This window comes from Sphingobacterium sp. 2149, from assembly GCF_031455655.1.
Taxonomy (GTDB): domain Bacteria; phylum Bacteroidota; class Bacteroidia; order Sphingobacteriales; family Sphingobacteriaceae; genus Sphingobacterium.
Map to the genome: position 1 here is coordinate 1 of NZ_JAVDTD010000019.1, position 20,951 is coordinate 20,951.

13 protein-coding genes are annotated in these 20,951 nt (G+C 40.5%); 6 read left to right on the plus strand and 7 right to left on the minus strand.

Going from position 1 to position 20,951, the window contains the following annotated elements; genetic code table 11:
* Positions 1-332: 332 nt before the first annotated feature.
* Positions 333-2,969, minus strand: coding sequence for a valine--tRNA ligase (locus tag J2X77_RS22415; RefSeq protein ID WP_209578972.1), 2,637 nt, complete (start codon positions 2,967-2,969; stop codon positions 333-335).
* A 287-nt stretch (positions 2,970-3,256) separates the two neighbouring features.
* Here J2X77_RS22415 and J2X77_RS22420 point away from each other — a divergent pair, with 287 nt between their 5' ends.
* Both J2X77_RS22420 and J2X77_RS22425 read left to right on the plus strand, forming a co-directional pair.
* Positions 3,257-5,137, plus strand: a complete 1,881-nt coding sequence (locus J2X77_RS22420) for an LTA synthase family protein (RefSeq protein WP_209578971.1) — start codon at positions 3,257-3,259, stop codon at positions 5,135-5,137.
* A 4-nt stretch (positions 5,138-5,141) separates the two neighbouring features.
* Positions 5,142-7,067, plus strand: a complete 1,926-nt coding sequence (locus tag J2X77_RS22425; protein WP_209578970.1) for an LTA synthase family protein — start codon at positions 5,142-5,144, stop codon at positions 7,065-7,067.
* A gap of 12 nt (positions 7,068-7,079) precedes the next feature.
* Here the strand turns inward: J2X77_RS22425 and J2X77_RS22430 are convergent, their stop codons facing one another.
* From J2X77_RS22430 to J2X77_RS22445, 4 genes are all read right to left on the minus strand, one after another.
* On the minus strand, positions 7,080-8,144 hold the full coding sequence (locus J2X77_RS22430; RefSeq protein ID WP_209578969.1) for a hypothetical protein: 1,065 nt from the start codon (positions 8,142-8,144) through the stop codon (positions 7,080-7,082).
* Positions 8,145-8,439: 295 nt separating this feature from the next.
* Positions 8,440-9,678, minus strand: coding sequence for a 2-oxoglutarate dehydrogenase complex dihydrolipoyllysine-residue succinyltransferase (gene odhB / locus J2X77_RS22435; protein ID WP_209578968.1), 1,239 nt, complete (start codon positions 9,676-9,678; stop codon positions 8,440-8,442).
* A gap of 63 nt (positions 9,679-9,741) precedes the next feature.
* The gene (locus J2X77_RS22440) at positions 9,742-12,483 is read right to left on the minus strand and encodes a 2-oxoglutarate dehydrogenase E1 component (RefSeq protein ID WP_209578967.1); all 2,742 of its coding nucleotides are present in this window, start codon (positions 12,481-12,483) and stop codon (positions 9,742-9,744) included.
* Positions 12,484-12,664: 181 nt separating this feature from the next.
* Complete coding sequence (locus J2X77_RS22445) at positions 12,665-13,921, minus strand: deoxyribodipyrimidine photo-lyase (protein ID WP_310082585.1); 1,257 nt, start codon at positions 13,919-13,921, stop codon at positions 12,665-12,667.
* A 329-nt stretch (positions 13,922-14,250) separates the two neighbouring features.
* Between J2X77_RS22445 and J2X77_RS22450 the strand changes: the two genes are divergently transcribed.
* The 3 genes from J2X77_RS22450 (at position 14,251) to J2X77_RS22460 (ending at position 17,492) form a co-directional block, all read left to right on the plus strand.
* A complete protein-coding gene (locus J2X77_RS22450) occupies positions 14,251-15,120 on the plus strand; it encodes a hypothetical protein (RefSeq protein ID WP_209578965.1) in 870 nt (289 codons plus the stop codon).
* A gap of 144 nt (positions 15,121-15,264) precedes the next feature.
* The gene (locus tag J2X77_RS22455; protein WP_209578964.1) at positions 15,265-17,103 is read left to right on the plus strand and encodes a UbiD family decarboxylase; all 1,839 of its coding nucleotides are present in this window, start codon (positions 15,265-15,267) and stop codon (positions 17,101-17,103) included.
* 53 nt (positions 17,104-17,156) lie between these two features.
* Positions 17,157-17,492 carry a HopJ type III effector protein gene (locus tag J2X77_RS22460; RefSeq protein WP_310082587.1) on the plus strand — a complete coding sequence of 112 codons (336 nt, stop codon included), beginning with the start codon at positions 17,157-17,159 and terminating at the stop codon, positions 17,490-17,492.
* 160 nt (positions 17,493-17,652) lie between these two features.
* Here the strand turns inward: J2X77_RS22460 and J2X77_RS22465 are convergent, their stop codons facing one another.
* Positions 17,653-18,114: a VOC family protein gene (locus J2X77_RS22465; protein WP_293882245.1), complete on the minus strand. Its 462-nt coding sequence runs from the start codon at positions 18,112-18,114 to the stop codon at positions 17,653-17,655.
* Positions 18,115-18,275: 161 nt separating this feature from the next.
* Positions 18,276-18,863 (minus strand): Crp/Fnr family transcriptional regulator, encoded by a 588-nt coding sequence (locus J2X77_RS22470; protein WP_209578961.1) that lies wholly within the window; start codon positions 18,861-18,863, stop codon positions 18,276-18,278.
* 235 nt (positions 18,864-19,098) lie between these two features.
* On the opposite strand from J2X77_RS22470, the gene asnB reads away from it, so the two are divergent.
* Positions 19,099-20,787, plus strand: coding sequence for an asparagine synthase B (asnB, locus tag J2X77_RS22475; RefSeq protein ID WP_209578960.1), 1,689 nt, complete (start codon positions 19,099-19,101; stop codon positions 20,785-20,787).
* Positions 20,788-20,951 lie beyond the last annotated feature (164 nt).

The following is a 20,951-nucleotide window of genomic DNA, read 5'->3' on the forward strand; positions in this document are numbered from 1 at the left end:
CGTCCGCACATGAGTTGTGATTTTCTAACACCTGCGGTAGCACATGTAACAGATGTACCATTAATCAAGCGTTGGAAAAACTGTAGGAAAAAATATAAAAGTTTACAAAAAAACAATTAAATTCATAATATCAATTCACCCACCAAAACTGTAAAGTAAGAACCGTATTAGACCTTTTGTAAACCTTTTTCAGGAATGGACAAGGCGGTAACACCTTAAAAAAGTATAATCTAACGGCGAATTCAAGAAGAATGTGGATGTTTCAATTGGGCGGTATGCAAAAAAAAGTCCCGTGCATTACACGGGACCTGATCACCTGTATCGTTTAGGTGTTAACCTAATGTTATTAAACTTTCTTGCAGTATTTTAATCTTAGCTTCTGCGTCAGCTTTTTTGCTTTTCTCGTTTTCGACAATTTCAGGTTTTGCATTTTGTACAAATCGCTCATTAGAAAGCTTCTTGTCTACCGAAATTAGGAAACCCTTTAAGTATTCCAATTCTTTCTCAATGCGTTCACGCTCGGCATCCGCATCAACATTGTTTTCCAAAGTCACATAACATTCATCTTTGCCGGCAAGGAAACTGGCAGCACCTGCAATTTTCTCAGAGACAAAAGTCACGTCCTCCAAATTGGCAATCTTAGTGATGATAGCAATGTATTGTTTCAAGTTGACCTCAGATTGCTGATTGATCGCTAATGGCAACGCAATTTTAGGGGAGATACCTTTAGAATTACGGATATTGCGAATCTCAGAAATGATCTGTTGTGCGACAGCGAAATCTTTAATAAGCTGCTCATCAAAGGCATCTGCCGTCGGGTAGGGAGCGACGATAATGCAATCTTTCTCTTCTTTTATTCCGAACAATCCGTCGTGCCATAATTCTTCCGTAAGAAAAGGCATGAAAGGGTGCACCAGCGTAAGTATACGTTGAAAAAATGATTTTACCGTGTCTAAGGTTTCGCCAGAAATCGGTGAGCCGTAAGCCGGTTTTACTAATTCAAGATACCAGGCGCAAAAGTCATCCCATACTAATTTATAGGTTGTCATCAGCGCATCTGATAAACGATAATGCTTAAAGTTTTCCTCGATATCGACCAAAGACTGATTTAATCTTGCCTCAAACCAGGCAGCCGCAATTTTATCGGACGCCGAAGCTGGTGCGGCGGTGATTTCCCAGCCTTTAACCAAGCGGAAAGCATTCCAGATTTTATTGGCAAAATTCCGTCCCTGTACACAGAGTTCAACATCGAAAGGAAGGTCATTACCCGCTGGAGCAGTCAATAACATCCCCATTCTCGTCGCATCGGCACCGTATTCGTTCATCAAATCAATCGGGTCAGGTGAGTTGCCCAGCGATTTGGACATTTTGCGGCCGAGTTTGTCCCGTACAATCCCAGTAAAATAAACATTTTCAAAAGGCAATTGTCCGCGGAATTCATATCCTGAAACGATCATACGTGCTACCCAGAAAAAGATGATATCGGGGGCAGTGACCAAATCTTGGGTTGGGTAATAATAATTTATTTCTGGATTTTCTGGTTCATTGATACCATTGAAGACCGAAATTGGCCATAACCACGCTGAAAACCACGTGTCAAGGACATCTTCGTCTTGACGGAGATCTTCTGCTTTAAGATTTGCATTGCTCGACTTTTCTTGCGCTAACACCAGTGCTTCTTCAACTGTTTGTGCAACCACAAAGTCTTCGTTGCCATCGCCATAGAAATATGCCGGTATTTGATGGCCCCACCACAATTGTCTTGAGATATTCCAGTCGGTCACATTCTCCATCCAATTGCGGTAAATATTTTTGAATTTTGTCGGATGAAATTTGATGGTATCATCCATGACATTATCCAAAGCCGGATTCGCAAGGTCTTCCATTTTAAGGAACCACTGATTGGAGATTTTGGGCTCGATCACCACACCGGTTCGCTCTGAAGTCCCCACATTATTGGTATAATTCTCAACTTTTTCCAATAACCCCTTTTCCTCAAGCTCTTTCTCAATTTCCTTCCGGACTTTAAAACGATCCATACCAGCATAGTGTAAGCCGTTGTCGTTCAGCTTTGCTTCGTCAGTGAAGATATCCACAAACTCCAGATGGTGTTTTTTGCCGAGCGCATAGTCGTTTACATCGTGTGCTGGTGTAACTTTTAGACATCCGGTACCGAACTCCAAATCTACATATTCATCCTCAATGATGTTCACTTTTCTGCCTACGATCGGTACAATGACTTGCTTTCCTTTTAACCAGGTGTAGCGTTCGTCGTTGGGATTGATACAGACCGCTGTATCACCAAAAATTGTTTCGGGACGGGTCGTTGCAACAACAATGTATTGATCAGTACCATCAACCTGATATTTCAGGTGATATAATTTACCATTTTTCTCTTTATAAATAACTTCTTCGTCGGAAATATTTGTTTTTGCTTCTGGATCCCAATTGACCATGCGATAGCCCCGATAAATCAATCCTTTGTTATACAGATCTACAAATACGCGGATAACAGATTGATACAACTCTGGGTCCATCGTAAAACGCGTGCGATCCCAGTCACAGGAAGCACCAAGTTTTTCCAATTGTTTCAGAATAATACCACCATATTTTTCTTTCCATTCCCAAGCATGCTTTAAGAAATCTTCGCGGGATAACGATCGTTTGTCAATTCCTTGTTCTTTCAACATAGCGACCACCTTGGCTTCAGTAGCAATGGAGGCGTGATCGGTCCCTGGTACCCAACAGGCGTTTTTCCCCTGCATACGTGCTCGGCGAATCAAAACATCTTGAATGGTATTATTTAGCATATGCCCCATGTGCAACACTCCAGTGACGTTTGGAGGAGGCATCACAATCGTGTAAGGTTCACGTTCGTCAGGGGTGGAACGGAAAAATCCGTTCGCTTTCCAATAGCTGTACCACTTTTCTTCAGCTTCTTTTGGATTATAAGTTTTCGCTATGCTCATTTTAAATTTTCTATTCAAACTTTTAAGGAACACAAAAGTAAGTATTTCTATGTTATTTTCCTTAGTTATCAGCTGATCTTGTGCGCAAACAAAAAGATGCTATCCATCACGTATCGGCAATTCATTCAAACACCATCCTGCTTTAGCAGAAGAGTTTGCTATTTATGCGGTATACTACCTCAGGGGTACTTTATAATTTTTTAATCTTTTATTCATATTACTAAGTAATTAGCCTGTATTTCATGTAAATTAATGTAAATTTGCCTGTTTTATTTTTACGCGAAAGAATGCAACGATTTGCTAAAGAGTTGAGAGCTTTAACACAGTATTTTCTATTCTGGTTAATTATCTGTTTTATAGATAGATTGATTTTTGTTACTGCTTTTTTTGAGAAAATTGGTTTTTCCAATATTACAGAGGTTTTCAGAATTTACTATCATGGCCTCAATCTGGATTTCTCTGCTGTTTCTTACATATGTGCACTACCCTTCCTTGTGTATTGTATATTAAGTTTTTTTCCAAAGCTCAAACCCAAAAGGCGGATCTTGGATGTCTATACCATTATTGTGCTGGTTTTATTTTTTGTGACAAGCTTTATCAATGTCAATATCTACCGGGAATGGGGGGACAAGATTTCCAAGCGTGCGATTGATTCCTTTTTGGCCTCACCTTCAGGAGCAGTAGCTTCGGCAGAAGCCACGCCGGTATTTCTTCCAATCGTCGGCATGGTGATCGGCATATTGTGTGGCTATTTTTTATACCGCTGGATGTTTAAAAAGGTATTCTTTTTCAATATCAAATCTCCGGTTGGTAATATCTTTAAACTGCTCGTCGGAATGTTTGTCCTTTTCACGTTTATTCGCGGCGGTTATGGGCGGGCAACATTAAACCCCAGTAAAGCTTATTATTCGGAAGATACATTTTATAATCATGCGGCAGTCAATACGCAATGGGCTTTTTTACGCGATTTCTTTGCTAAAAATACCAAACTGAAAAACCCATATAGTTACTATAGCGATCAGAAAGAGATCGCAGACAAACTACGGCCAGCCTTTGAGCATCAGCCCGATTCGGCGGTTCAGGTGCTTTCAACGACTCGTCCGAATGTGGTTTTTATTATGTTAGAAAGTTTTGTCGGAGACCTCATCCAGTCCCTCGGGGGGGAGAAGGGAATTACTCCACACATGGAAGAGTTGATCAAAGGGGGGATTTTGTTTGACCATATTTATTCTGCTGCTGATCGATCTGACAAAGGAATGGTTGCGATATTGAGTGGCTTTCCGGCGCAAGGCCCGGAAAGTATTATTAAATATATTGATAAACATGAAAATATGCCTGCAATTGGGCAAGAGCTTGATCATGCAGGTTACGAAACATCCTTTTACCACGGTGGACAAAGTGAGTTTTACAATTTTAAATCGTATATGCTGACACATGGGATAGCTAGGGTTGTGGACAATGCTAATTTTGGCTTGGATGCTGAACGTGCCTCGTGGGGGGTATATGACCATGTGGTTTTTAATCGGATGATCAACGACTTCAAAAAGGAAAAACAGCCTTTCTTTTCTACGATCTTTACCTTGGTCAACCACGAGCCATTCGATTTAAAAAACGGTTATAAATTTGGCAATGCTACCAATGCAGATAAGTTTAGAAGCACAGCATATTACACGGATTCAGTAGTGTATGACTTTATCTCAAAAGCCAAAAAAGAAGCTTGGTATAAGAATACTCTTTTTGTTATTGTAGCTGATCATGGACACCGCCTTCCTTCAGAAAAATGGGAGCTATTCCATCCTAATCGCTTTCATATTCCATTGATTTTTTTCGGAGATGTTATCAAGCCCGAGTTTCGGGGGAAAATTTTCAGCAGAATTGGCAATCAGACAGATTTGGCAGCAACGTTATTGACCCAATTGAAACTTCCAACCGAACGTTACCATTGGAGCCGGGATTTGTTTAATCCAACGACACCTCAAATTGCCTTTTATAATTCCAAAGATGCCTTTGGAGTGATTACTCCAGAGCAAGCTGTTTCATTTGATAATGTGGGAAGGATAATCAACTATAGGTCGAACAAGGAATATCCAGTGAGCAAAACAGATAGTTTGTTGAATATCGGTAAAGCGTATTATCAAGAGGTATATCGTGAATTTTTAAAATATTAGGACTATGAAATTAAAAGGAGTACTTGCACCGTATTTTGCTGTCGCAATTCGTTTTATCTTTCTTTTGGTCATTTATGCGTTGTTAAGATTGGGGTTTTATGGCATCAATGCCTCCTTATTTCCGCACGTCGATGCGGGTAAGCTCCTGGTGATGTTTGCCGGTGGTGTGCGTTTCGACATTGTAGCCCTGCTGTATTTAAATATTCTTTATATTGTGATGATGACTGTTCCGGGACCGTTTAAGGATAACCGGGTCTATCAGCAAGTCGCGAAATGGATCTTCGTTGTGGTCAATTCAATAGGAATAGCCTTGAACCTGATTGATTTTGCCTATTATCCCTTTACACTCAAAAGAACTACAGGTACAGTAATCGATCAATTTTCAAATGAATCAAACTTGATGAAGCTGGCCTTTGATTTTTGTTTGGACTATTGGTATCTTATCGTACTATTGGCTCTTATCGTGTATGGCCTGATGAGATCCTATCAGCTTATTCAGCTGGAAAAGATCACGAAATATAACTGGAAGTCATTTTTGATCCAAGTACCTTTGTTTCTATTGACCGCCTTTCTTTTCATCGGTGGGGTACGTGGGGGCTGGGCCCATAGCACGCGTCCCATTACGTTAAGCAATGCCGGAGATTATGTAGAAACACCAGAAGAAATGAATATTGTACTGAACACACCATTCAGTATATTGAAAACATTAAAGGCTGTAAATCTGAAACCTGTTCATTATTATTCTGACCAAGAGCTTGAGCAGTTATACAATCCCATTCATATACCAAAAGCAGACCAGCCTTTTGCAAAGAAAAATGTCGTCGTTCTGATTTTGGAGAGTTTTGCAAAAGAGCATTTTGGCGAATTGAATAAAGATATCCAAGGTGGAAAATACAAAGGTTATACGCCTTTTTTGGATTCATTGATCCGCCATGCTTACACTTTTACAGATACGTATGCCAATGGGCGTAAGTCAATTGATGCACTACCATCCGTGATTACCGGAATTCCTTCGATAGGTGAACCTTTTGTACTTTCCATATACTCGGGAAATGAAACCACGAGCTTAGCAAAGCTGTTGGGTAAGAAAGGGTATGAGACGGCCTTTTTCCACGGGGCACCTAATGGCAGTATGGGCTTTTCGGCTTATATGAAATTGGCAGGCATTCAGCATTATTTTGGTAAGAATGAATATAACAATGATGCGGACTTTGATGGCATATGGGGAATCTGGGATGAACCTTTTTTGCAATTTGTCGCAAACAAGATCAATACTTTTCATCAACCATTTTTCGTCAGTTTCTTCTCATTATCCTCACATCATCCGTTTAAAGTACCCGAAAAATATCAGGGAAAATTTCCAAAAGGACCTTTGCCAGTACAAGAGCCCATTGGATATACCGATAATGCGCTGCGCGAATTTTTTGCGACAGCATCTAAAATGCCCTGGTACAAGAACACCGTCTTCGTGATTTGTGCAGACCATGCTACTGTAAGCTACCTGCCAGAATATCAAACGGCAGCAGGGGGCTTCCAAATTCCTATTATATTTTATGCACCAGGCGATAACCTAGTTGGCAAAGCGGATAAACTGGTACAGCAAATAGATATTATGCCGACGATTTTAAATTATTTGCATTACGATGAACCGTATTTTGCCTTTGGTTCGGATGCCTTCAAACCAGGTAAGGATAATTTTGTGCTCAATAACAATGCAGGGAGCTATAACCTCTATTATAAAGATTATATGATGTCGTATGACGGGCTGAAAGTGACATCGTTTTACGATCTAAAGAAGGATCGTCTGATGAAGCACGACCTGCTTAAGCAGCATCCCGCCGTATTGGATACGATGGAGAGTAAGATGAAAGCATTTATTCAGCAGTATAACAACCGCATGATTGAAAATAAGCTAACCTACAAAAAGTAGGCTGCTGGTTTTCTAGGTGGAAAACCTTGATCGGATACTTCTGTCGATAATCAATAAAACCAAGTCGTAAATGATGTAGATTAAGGGTAAGGTGAAGATGACTAGCAGTATAAAGCCCCGGGACTTCTGGTCAAATGAACCGTTGATCAGATAGTTGGCCAGACTGGACCAAAACCAGCAGAAGAAATAGAAGGAGCTTGGAATAATTAGGTTTCCAATAAGCAGTGCATAACGGTATTTGCCACCTTTGTATTTTAGATAAATACATCGGATATGTAGGTATAACAAAAATAGCGATCCGATCAGCGCAAGCAGTTCGGGGTGCACCCAAAGAATTGCTTTTGCGAACAAAGAGGTTTTTAGGCCAACTTCAATATGAAAACTCTCTTTCTTTTCTACCTGATCAATGTCCCAGTGCATGATTGAATCCGTTTTTAATTTGGCGGTTCCTAGGTTCTGTGCAAGGACTTCCATGTCACCGTTTAGGTGGAGATACAGGTCAATTGGGCCAAAGGAAGACCAGTATCTGGAAGGAAATAAGAGGTAATCAATTTCGTATCTGGTTCGGATATCGCGCCGGTCATAGCCCATATAAGCGCTGTATTGAACCTGAATATTGTTTTCACCTTTGTGTAGCTTAGCGGTAAAATAAAATGCATCATCCAGCGAAATACGCTTCCATTCATCGCTGTCGTAACTGATTTCATAATAACCATCCTTTAAACGTAAAAAAGGGAACTTCGAATCGGGCTGATCCATCGCCTTTGCTTTGATCTCTTTCTGATTGACAAGTACCCGATCTAATCCATCCATATTTAGCGCGAGAAATACGAGCGGTAATTCGATCTCTTCTTCAGCATGGATATTGTATACAATGCTGAAGTGACTACGATAGTCCGAATGATCATCAGTGCTGTCCAATAAAAGGCGGATGTCGATACGCTCATGGGTGACTTTTACCTTGCCGGCAGGAACGAGCTGTCCTGTTATGCTGTGCGGACTTCTTGGGTTTGCCATGTTGGCAAACAGTGTCGTTACAGTGAGTAATAGATATGCAGCTGTTATTAAAATTTTCATTTTGTTTGATAAGGTCTGCTTAATAATCAATTTCGCGTTCGTATAGGAGCTTTTATGTTATAAAGCCGGCTGTATATAGAGATATGCTTGATCTTTAACAAGATGAAAGTAAAAAATAAAAGGGAGAAATTAAAAAGGCGATTTATATTCGGCTATCTCTGATTTATATTCGTTAAGTAGACCGTTTCTTTTTTGAAGGTTGTTTCTGGTCAATAAGATCAGACACTTTCAGAAAAAAAAAGACCTATACCACAAAGGCATAGGTCTTTTTTATATTTCCAAACTTTATTGCGGTTTAAACACCCAACAATAAACGAGCTGGATCTTCCAATAATTGTTTTACACGAACCAAGAAGCTAACTGATTCACGACCATCAATGATGCGGTGGTCATAAGAAAGCGCGATATACATCATTGGACGGATCACCACCTGACCATTTTCAGCAATAGGACGTTGGATGATGTTGTGCATACCCAGGATTGCCGATTGTGGCGCATTGATGATTGGCGTAGACATCATTGATCCGAATACACCACCATTGGTAATTGTAAATGTACCACCAGTCATTTCGTCGATCGTTAATTTGTTGTCACGTGCTTTACCTGCCAATGCGGCAATTGCTTTTTCGATCTGCTCCAATGACATGGCATCAGCGTTACGGATAACTGGAACTACCAATCCTTTAGGTGCAGAAACCGCAATTGAAACATCTGCGAAATCAGAATATACAATTTCGTTATCTTCAATACGTGCATTGACAGCAGGCCATTCAGCTAACGCAGTTGTTACTGCTTTTGTAAAGAATGACATAAAACCTAGACCGATACCAAATTTCTCTTTAAAAGTATCTTTATATTTGGCACGTAAATCCATGATCGGCTGCATATTGACTTCATTGAATGTTGTCAACATCGCTGTTTCGTTTTTAACGGCAACTAAGCGTTTTGCGATCGTTTTGCGTAAGGAAGATAGTTTCTCACGACGTTCGTTTCTAGAACCCGCTACTGGAGCAACTGTCGCAGCTGGAGCCGCAGCAGGTTTTGCTGCTGGTGCTGCAGCTTTAGCAACGGGTTGAGCTTTTTCGGCATCTTCTTTTGTGATACGGCCTTCTTTCCCTGTTCCTTTTATTGTAGAAGGATCAATTCCTTTTTCTCTTAAGATTTTTGCAGCAGCAGGAGAAGCTGTACCAGCAGCGTAGCTATCTGGATCTTCGTCTTTCGCGGCAGCCGCTGGAGCAGCAGTTGATGATGCCTCCTTAGCAGGCGCAGCAGCTGGAGCTGAATCGCCAGTAGGGGCAGCACCCTCTTCAATTGTACAAACAACAGCACCGATTTCTAAAGTATCACCTTCTTGTGCAATGATTCTTAAGATACCTGCTTTTTCAGCTGGCAATTCAAACGTTGCTTTGTCTGATTCCAGTTCGGCGATGTTTTCATCCATCTCCACATAATCGCCATCTTGTTTCAACCATTGTGATAAGGTTACCTCCGTGATTGATTCACCTACGGTTGGTACTTTAATTTCTAAGCTCATATATAATGTTCTTTATTGACAATTGCGTCCTATAGCTAGGACGCAATTGATTTTAAATTGTTTTTATTCGAATGATTTATTTAAGATTGCTGCCTGTTGAGCAACGTGTTGCTTCATATAACCTGTTGCTGTACTTCCACTTTCTTTGCGGGCAACAAAACCTGTAAATGCAATCTCAGTACCCATGAGTTTACGGCAATAATAAGACCAAGCCCCCATGTTTTCGTTTTCTTCCTGAACCCAGACAAACTCTTTTGCTTTTGTGTATTTTTTGCGGATTGCTTTCAATTGATCTGTAGGGATCGGAAACAACTGCTCGATACGAACGATAGCAACATCTTTGCGCTTATCCGCCTCTTGTTTTTCTAATAAGTCGTAGTACACTTTACCAGAACAGAACAATACGCGTTTAACATCTTTTGCTGAAACATTAACATCGTCGATTACCTCTTGGAAAACACCTTCTGTAAAGTCTTTTAAAGGCGACACGACTTTTGGATGACGCAACAATGATTTTGGTGTAAATACAATCAACGGTTTGCGGAACTCGCGTACCAGTTGACGACGCAACAAATGGAAGTAGTTTGCAGGTAAAGTACAGTTGGCTAAGATCATATTTTCATCTGCACACAGCTCCAAGAATCTTTCGATACGTGCTGAAGAGTGCTCAGGACCCTGACCTTCCATACCGTGAGGAAGCATCATCACCAATCCGTTGGAGCGTTTCCATTTCGTCTCTGCACTAGATAGATATTGATCCACAATAATTTGAGCACCATTATAAAAATCTCCGAATTGCGCTTCCCAAATGGTCAATGAATTGGGATTAGAGGATGCATAGCCATATTCAAAACCCAAAACAGCATACTCGGAAAGTAAGGAGTTATAGATGGAGAATTTATCGCCGCCTTTCACATGAGCTAAAGGAACATATTTTTCTTCTGAATCTTCAAGCGTTAATACGGCATGACGGTGTGAGAAGGTACCACGTTGCACATCTTGCCCCGAAATACGCACACGGTTACCTTGATCCAATAATGTCGCGTAAGCCATCAATTCACCCATTGCCCAATCGTATGAATCCGTATCGATCATTTTGGCACGGTCTTCAAATAAACGCGTAATCTTACGGAAGAATTTTTTGTCAGCAGGTAAGGTTGTAATTTCTTTTGCTAATTTCAAAAATAGATCCTTTGCAACTTTGGTTTTATCGGAGGTTGTTAATACTTCACCTTTTTTAGCAGGACGCAATCCTTCCCATGCCCCTTTAAACATCGGAATCTCTTCAGTCAATACCTCAACTGTTTTAGATTCCTCAAATTTAGTCTGTAGTGCAGCTTTAAATTCCTTCTCGATAGTTTTGGAATATGCTTCGTCAATACTTCCTTCGGTAATTAATTTTTTAGCATAAACTTCTTTCGGGTTGGGATGCTTATCGATAAGTTTGTACAACAATGGCTGCGTGAATTTTGGTTCATCGGCCTCATTATGTCCAAATCTTCTATAACATAATAGATCGATAAAGACGTCAGTTTTGTATTTCTGACGGTATTCAACAGCTAAATTGATGGCGTATACTACTGCTTCAGCATCATCACCGTTGACATGGAATACAGGTGAAGAAGTGATTTTTGCGACGTCGGTACAATATGTACCCGAACGGGCATCCTTATAGTTTGTTGTAAATCCAATCTGGTTGTTAATGACAATATGTACAGTACCACCAGTTTTGTAACCATCTAGTTTCGACATCTGGGTTACTTCATACACGACACCCTGGCCAGCAATTGCCGCATCACCATGGATGATGATCGGTGCGATTTTAGAAGAATCTCCTTCGTATTTAAAATCGATTTTCGAACGAACCATACCTTCTACGATTGGATCTACCGTTTCCAGATGTGAAGGGTTAGGAGCCAAACTTAGGTGGACAGATTTGCCATCGTTGGTTTTGACTTCAGAAGAGAAACCCAAGTGGTATTTTACGTCACCACCAAAGTTTACTTCGGGATCGTCGGCATAAGTCTTACCTTCAAATTCAGAAAATACTGACTTGTAAGATTTACCCATAATATTGGTCAATACATTGAGACGGCCACGGTGAGCCATACCGATAACAAATTCCTGAATACCGATTTCTGCTCCTTTTTCGATAACAGAATCTAGCGCAGGGATTAAACTTTCGGCACCTTCAAGCGAAAAACGTTTTTGACCTAAAAACTTAGTGCCCAAAAAGTTTTCGAATACAACAGCATGGTTTAATTTGTTTAAGATTCTCTTTTTGGTATCTAAAGAGAATTTAGGCATGTTACGATCCGCTTCCATACGGTCCTGTAACCATTTAATTTTCTCTGGGTTACGGATATATTTGAATTCTGCACCAATGGAACGGCAGTAAGTATCCTCTACCAATTGACGGATGTCTTTTAATGTGGCTGGACCTAAGCCTACTTCAACACCGGCATTGAAAACGGTACTCATGTCTGCTTCAGCAAGACCAAACGTCTCCAATTCCTTGCCAGGATAGTATTTACGTCGCTCACGTACAGGATTTGTGTGTGTGAATAGGTGGCCACGATCGCGGTAGCCGTTAATCATGTTCAGCACGTTGATTTCTTTCAAAACGTGCTCAGGAGTAGCTTCACCTACTGAACTTGTTGTTCCACCAGCATTTTGACCGAAATCAAAACCTTCAAAGAATTTTTGCCATCCGAAATCTACCGATTGGGGATCTTGCTTGTACGATTGATATAAGCCATCGACATAAGCCGAATCAGCATTACTCAAATATGTCAGATTGTCCATTTACAATTAAAACTATGAAATTTGTCAAAGTTATGAATAAAAAAAGAGTTTCTAATACTGAAATTGAATAATTTAATCAATAAATCTATCCAATTCTTAACATTTTTAGCATGATTTTAAAGGGGATTCCGGCGTGCTAAAAAGACCTTTTCCCTCGGAATTATTTATTTCCGAAGAAGATTTATTTAACCATTATTTCATCCAGTTTTGGAAGTCCATTCGGGAAATGAATTTTGATCAATTTTTGCCAATCCAATGCCTTATTATCTTTTTCACTCGTCCCCACGCCAGCGACATGAGACCATTGTCCATATACGGTGGCAGGAGAATAGTCCAGCAGGTGCTCCTCATACCAGGAAGCTCCACGAAGCCAATTGACACCGTACTCATGGACCAAATAACTGGCGGCAATAAAGCGTGCCTGATAGGGAATGTATCCCGTCTTCTGCAATTGAATCATCACACTGTTTACAAAATCATGCTCTGTACGGCCAGATTTCCATTTATCAAATCGTTCGTCATCGCCGTCTGTGGATGGAAAACCTTGCGGTGCACTAGTTGTAAAGCCCTGTGATTTAAAAAATATATTCGGATATTTTTTTAGCATAAACCTAAAATAATCACGCCAAAGAAGTATGTCAATAATCTTCTCAAACCGTTTGTCCTTTCTGCCTTCACCCAATTTTTTGATATTTTGATATAAAAGGATAGGGGATAAGGCGCCTGAGGCAATAAAAGGACCGAGGATGAGTGGATCCTGATCCGTCTCTGGGTAGGTTGACAATAGCGCATGCATAATACTGAGTGCCGTGTCTTCGCCTCCGAGAATGTAAATGTCGTCGACAGATTTGATCTCCTCAGCTGAATAACCTAAGTCTTTCAGTGAGGGGATTTTGGTGTCCTCTAAATGGGGAGGCGTCAGGAAGTTGGTCGGTAATGGAATCGGTTGCCGGACTAAACTTTCCCGCTCAACTTTTTTCTTGAAAACAGAAAAACCATTGGGTATATCCTTGATCGGAAATGGAAGGTCTTCTTTGTGATAAAGGGTATGACCGATGAAATGCCGGAGATTTATTTTGCTGCTCCAAAGTCCACTTTCTACTTTTTCGGAAATAGAGGTCTCCCGAAGTGCTACTTCGCGGTGGTGATAAACTTCGTGAACTTGATACTTTTGTGCGATTCTAGGGATAATATCTTCAGGCTTGCCCACATAAGTCAACAAGTCGCTACCATGGCTCTTTAATTTTTCTTTTAAAGCCGTGACGGCTTCGATAACAAAGGCCGCTCGCAGAACACCAGTGTTCAAGTTGCCAAACTGATTTCGGTCGAAGTATCGCGGGTCAAAACAATAAACGGGGATAATAAATGAACTTTTCTCAGAAGCTTGATAAAAAACCTCATTGTCATGAAGTCTTAAATCATTTCGAAACCAGATCATTGTAGCCCTTTTGTCCATAGAGGTGAAGATAAATACTTTTTAGTGCAGCCTATTTTCAGAAGATTTACAAATATATAAGGATATTGTGTTCTTGAAAGCATTAATTCATGAATTGACAAAAAAAGGACAATGACGGTCGCCACGAGGCTGGCTGGGTCTTTTTTATCGAAAAAAATAAAAATTAGTGTTAAACTTATTTGACGTTTTTCTGTTCTAAAATCAGAGTAAACACAGTTTACTAACGGGCAAGGATCATCTTTAATGTCCACTATAGTGAGAACGAATTATAAAATCGGGATGGTTTCATAGCCATAAAATAGAGCATTCGAATGAAAAAGGTTTTAATCAGCGGGCTAAATACCTATTTGGGACGACGGGCATCCTGTTATCTGCAATCCAGCGATTTTGATGTGACGGGATTAGTCCGCAATTTATCTCTTTTTAATAGGATTGTGAAGGAAAAGGTTACGGCTAAGCTTTTTGAACTCGACCTCTTGCGGAAAGGCGAAGCTTTTGAGAATTTTGAAATCTCAGATCTTAATTTTGGAATTTATTTTACGCAAGTTCCTTCGCTGGATAATGATATACAGCTTCAGCTTGAATTGCTCGGTCTGCGCAATTTCGTGGAGCTTTGTAAGCGGGCAGGAAATAATCGTATTATTTACGTCGCGCGGTTAATGGACGAACATTTCCTGGAGCCTGTGCGCAATCTTCTTGAAAATTTACGTGTACAATATACGATTGTGATTAAAAGCAGTGTGGTGGGAAAAGAGAGTGTACTGAACCGAATATTTGCTAAACTAGCGCGACGGCAAACTATATTTTATTGGAATTGGGTGGCTTCCCTAAAGTTTAGGCCACTTCCTCTGCTTGATGTATACCGTTGGCTGCGGGAAATGCCCTGGGAAAATAATTTTATATCGGAGGTCATCTACCTTGGCGGCAATGAGGAAATGACTTTTAGAGGCTTATTTTACCATTTTCTGAACTGCTCATCCGAACGTCCCAAAAAAGAGATCGGTGTGAATAAATTCTTTGCTAAACTTCTGTTAACAAGATTGAATGATATCAATAAAGAAGATATCGATGAGTTTAGAAGAGTGCTTTATTATGAAAAGAATGTCGATAATACTACTTGGCAGAAAATACAGGCATTTGAATTTACCCCTTTGAAAACCTATGTCTGCGTAGACACCTAATGTACCGTTCAGGGGGATATCGAAACAATAGTTTTGATAGCGGTTTTTTAGATAAGTGTTTTCGTATGTTATACCGGTTTTTATCCTGTATAATCAATAATTCTGTTAAATTTGTGGATTGACGTGGTGAAACAGATTTAATATATGGGATACAATAGTTTAGAAGCATGTGTTGCGGATCTTGAAAAGCATGGGCATTTGATCCGTATCAAAGAAGAGGTTGATCCTTATCTCGAAATGGCTGCAATTCATATGCGGGTATTTGATGTTGAGGGACCGGCCTTGTATTTTGAAAATATCAAAGGTACCACATTCCCTGCGGTGTCCAATTTGTTTGGTACGTTAGAACGTTCGAAATTTATGTTTCGCGATTCGCTGGATCACTTAAAGAAATTGGTGGACGTTAAAATGAATCCTGCAGCGGTGCTGAAAAACCCTTTCCAATTTATTGGTTCGTCAATGACAGCTTTAGGGGCTCTACCCTGGAAAAGGAAGTCGGGTGCTCCTATTCTTCATGGAAAGACATCCATTAGTAAACTTCCGCAGATTGTCAACTGGCCCATGGATGGTGGTGCTTTTGTGACTATGCCGCAAGTGTATACCGAAGATGTCAGCAAGCCTGGTATCATGCATGCTAATCTCGGAATGTACAGGATTCAGCTTTCTGGTAATGATTATCTACCGGATCAGGAAATTGGTTTGCATTATCAGTTGCATCGTGGCATAGGGATACATCAAACAAAGGCAAATGCTCTGGGTAGACCTTTAAAGGTGAGTATTTTTGTCGGTGGACCTCCTGCACATCCTTTAGCTGCTGTAATGCCATTGCCGGAAGGACTTTCTGAGATGATTTTCGCGGGCGCATTGGGGAATAGAAGATTCCGTTATTTCTATGATGATGAAGGTTTTTGTATTTCGGCAGATGCTGACTTTGTAATTACAGGTACTGTATATCCGAATGAAAATAAGCCAGAAGGTCCTTTTGGTGACCATATTGGATATTATAGCCTGACCCATCCATTCCCATTGATGAAAGTGCATAATGTGTACCATAAGAAAAATCCGATTTGGTCTTTTACGGTTGTGGGGCGTCCACCGCAGGAAGATACCAGCTTTGGCGCTTTAATCCACGAAATTACGGGAGCAGCTATTCCACAGGAGATTTCAGGCCTTCATGCTGTTAATGCTGTGGATGCCGCTGGGGTACACCCCTTGCTTTTCGCCATAGGTTCTGAACGTTATACGCCTTACCAACGTGTGGATAGACCACAGGAAATTCTAACAATAGCGAATCAAATACTCGGGAAAAACCAGCTTAGTCTTGCTAAATATTTGTTTATTTCAGCGCATGAGGATAATCCGCAACTGGATATTTATGATATTCCAGCTTTTTTGGGGCATATTCTTGAGCGAATAGACCTGACCCGTGATGTTCACTTTCAAACCAATACGACAATTGATACTTTAGACTATTCTGGAGAAGGATTAAATGCGGGCTCAAAGGTCGTCTTTGCCGCTGCCGGATCGAAGAAAAGAACCCTCGGACGTGAATTGCCGTCTTACTTTGAACTGCCGCGGCCATTCAACCAGGCGAAATTTGTGATGCCCGGTGTTATAGCGATCGATGGTCAGGCATTCTCTAGTTATGAGAATGAATTGAAGATTATGGAAGAATGGTGCCATGCTGCAGCAGGCAGTTTCTGGGAGGGGTTTCCGTTGGTTGTTTTATGCGATGATGCGAACTTTACCGCCGCTTCGGTCAATAACTTTGTTTGGACAACGTTTACCAGAAGTAATCCTGCATTTGATATTTACGGGATACACAGCTTTACGGATTTTAAACATTGGGGCTGTGAAGGTCCCTTGATTATTGATGCGCGAACAAAACCCCACCATGCTCCGGCTTTGATCAAAGACGAAGCAGTGGAAAAACGTGTTGATCAGCTTGGAGCAAGAGGAAAATCACTGCATGGAATTATTTAAGAACGCCTAATGCCTATTCATTTACAATAAAATTTACAAGGAGCAACCTTAAGATGAAGACAGAAGAATTATTGAATAAAGTAAAAGAAAATGAATTACCCTTTCAGGAAGTGCTGACGCATATTGCTGATCAGTATAGCTACACGCCCAGTGCATTTCAAAATGGGACGTTGAAAAATTCAAAAGAAGAAAATCAAGGGAGTGCAAAAGTGTTCTATTTCGCCAAGCTGAATAATCTGTCTCCCGAAGATACATTGTGTCTTTTTGCCGAACATTATCAGCATGTACTCGATAATCCAGCGGGAGATAGCCATCAGAATATTCGTCAATTTAGGACAAATGGCTGGGATGGGATCTCGTTTGAGCAAGAGGTATTGGTAAAGAAATAATAGCAATCTCAAGGGGAGAAGCTCGAGATGAAATAGACGCTTCCTGTAGCGGCAGTTTCGATTGAGATCGCTTAAAATAGGCAAAGTCATAGAAAAAAGAAAGGGCGGTAAACTGTTTTTATCGCCCTTTTTTAGATATATTGCTAACTGTTTGGCTTGCTTAAGGCTTACTTTCGCAATCTTCTTCTTTATTTCCACCAAAGTAAACCATCCAGCAAATGCCGAACTGGTCTTGAAATGCGCTGTACAGTTCAGCGAAAAATGTTTCTCCGAGGGGCATTTCGACCAACTTTGCATCGGTAGTTAACGCATCATATAATGTTCTTGCCTCTGTCGTGCTTTCACACATGAGCATGACATAGCTGTTGTTTCCTTGAATATAGTGTTGTCCAAAAGCGGGGACAACATCAGCGCCCATCAGCATGCTATCTCCATTGATGGAAATTGCGGTATGACAGATTTTATTTTTTGCTTCGTCCGGAACTGGAGGCATTTGTGGATCAGCAGGAATATCTCCGTAGCGCATGTAACCTGGGTTCTTTGTGTTGAACACTTTTTCATAAAAATTGAAAGCTTCTTCGCAATTTCCGTTAAAATTTAAATAAGCGTGTAATTTTGCCATAATCTCTGATTTTGAATGTGCATTACTTTTTGGGCTTCCTATATTCATCTTGCTATCCTATTGAAGCGATTACATGTAGCCAAGAAAGCTTTAGTAAAAATAACCTGAAACCTGCTTAAAAAACTTGCCTTAAGACAAGTTTTAAAAAAATAGCACGCTAATCAGGAAAAGGGCCAATTCGCTTGAGCAATTTCTTTGCGGATACGACTCAAAGAAGTATCAGTAATGCCCAGATAAGAGGCAATATGCTTGAGTGGTGCTTGCTGTATCAATAGGGGTTTTTCTTTCATGAGGTGGAGATAACGTGCCGTTGCCGGTTCGGTAATCATAGCGATAGCTCTATTTTTACTGTGAACAAGCTCTTTTGCCATCCAGGATCGGCCCCATTCCCTAAATCCAGGAATCTGATGAAAGAGCTCCTGAAAATCTTCGAATTTTATTTTCCAAAGACGGGTTTCCACGAGTGCCTGAATATTTTCAACTGTTGGACTGCGTTGAAAAAAGGAGGCCACTTCAATGACTATCTCCTTTTCAATGCAGAATCCGGTCGTTACTTCATTACCGTTGAAATCATGTAAAAAAGAACGTGTGAGCCCGTGCTCAATCAGGTAGTAGGCATTTGAAACCTGCCCTTTGGTCAATATAAAGTCGCCCTTCTTGACGGTAATGGGCGCATGTTTTTCAATGATAGCAGTTAATTCCTCAGGTGTGAGCGCTAGCTCGCTGTAAAAGGTTCTGATTGGATCCATGTCCTGGTTATTTGATTATAAGTTCAATTTAATCATTAATGTCCATACCAAGTGCAGATCTGTTGTGTGATTATTTTAAACAAACAAGTGTTTCATTGATAATTTTGTTTGTTTTGAAAAATATTTTTAATAAAAATATAATAAAAATTAAAAATTATTATGAATTTAGTTTTTAATTGTTTTACTTTGTGTCAATAACATAATGTAAAAACGAAATCTTTAAAAAGTTCATAATATGTGTGGAATTATTGGCGCTTTTGAATTAAAGCAACCTGCAAGCTCATTGAGATCTCAAGTATTGGAAATGTCAAAACGTATTCGTCACCGTGGTCCTGACTGGTCGGGTATCTTCACTGGCGAAAAAGCTTTGTTGGCACACGAGCGATTAGCTATCGTTGATCCTAAATCGGGAAGTCAACCTTTGTACAGTCCAGATGGTCAAGTTGTACTGGCAGTTAATGGCGAGATCTATAACCACCATGAATTAAGAAATAGTCTTCCCGATTATGAATTTTCGACACAAAGTGATTCTGAGGTTGTGTTGGCTTTATACTTAGCCAAAGGGCCTTCATTTGTTGACGAATTGAATGGTATTTTTAGTTTTGCACTTTATGATTCGCGTGACGATTCCTTTTTTGTTGCTCGTGACCATATGGGGATTATTCCCTTATATTATGGTAAAGATAAAGAGGGGCAGTTGTTTGTCGCATCGGAATTAAAATCACTGGAAGGTTTCTGTGAGACGATCGAACAGTTTCCTCCGGGACATTACTTGTATAGTAAAACCGGAACAGTTCCGCAGCGCTGGTACCAACGCGATTGGGAAAGTTATGATACAGTAAAAGATAACGAAACTGATATCGCTGTTTTGCGCAAAGGATTGGAAGATGCGGTGCATCGTCAGTTAATGTCAGATGTGCCCTATGGTGTATTGCTTTCTGGAGGCTTGGATTCATCTGTTATTGCTGCTGTAACGAAGAAGTTTGCGTCTAAACGTATTGAGAGTGACGATCAGGAAGATGCTTGGTATCCTCAATTGCATTCATTTGCGGTAGGTTTGAAAGGTGCCCCAGATTTAATTGCAGCAAAAAAAGCTGCTGATCATATTGGCACGATACATCACGAAATTAATTTTACGATCCAGGAGGGGTTGGATGCTATCCGTGATGTAATCTATCACTTGGAAACGTATGACGTTACAACAGTCCGTGCTTCGACACCAATGTATCTATTGGCGCGTGTAATCAAATCGATGGGAATTAAAATGGTATTGTCAGGCGAAGGTTCGGATGAACTTTTTGGTGGGTATCTCTATTTTCATAAAGCACCCAATGCACAGGAATTTCACGAGGAAACTGTACGCAAGCTAAAAAAACTTTATCTATATGATTGTCTTCGCGCAAATAAATCACTCGCGGCTTGGGGGGTTGAGGGACGTGTGCCTTTCTTGGACAAAGAATTCATGGATATTGCCATGCGCATCAACCCTTCCGATAAAATGATCCGTGATGGAAGAATGGAAAAATGGGTGGTACGTAAAGCTTTTGAAGACTATCTGCCCGAGAGCATCGCTTGGCGCCAGAAAGAGCAATTTTCTGATGGTGTAGGCTACAGCTGGATCGATACATTGAAAGAGCAGGCTGAAAGTAAAGTTTCTGATCAGGAATTTGCCGAGGCTTCGACGCGCTTCCCGATAAACACACCAAAAAATAAAGAAGAGTTTTTATATCGGACAATTTTCGAATCACATTTTCCGTCAACAGCAGCAGCACAAACTGTTCCTTCAGTAAAATCTGTTGCATGTAGTACGCCCGAAGCGTTGGCATGGGATGCTTCTTTCCAGAACCTGAACGACCCTTCGGGTAGAGCGGTGGCTTCTGTGCACCAAGAGAGCTACGAAAAATCCAAAGTGGAAGCCGTGTAACTAATCAACCTTCATATCTATATTTTTAGTAAAGCCTGGAAAGTTTTTTTTCAGGCTTTTTTTATTCTTTCTTTTGTGATTTCCGAGCCAAATAGAAAGATATCATTGAGCTGCTTGAAAATAATGTGTGTTTTTAAATATTCTTTAGTAATTTTCGGAAACAC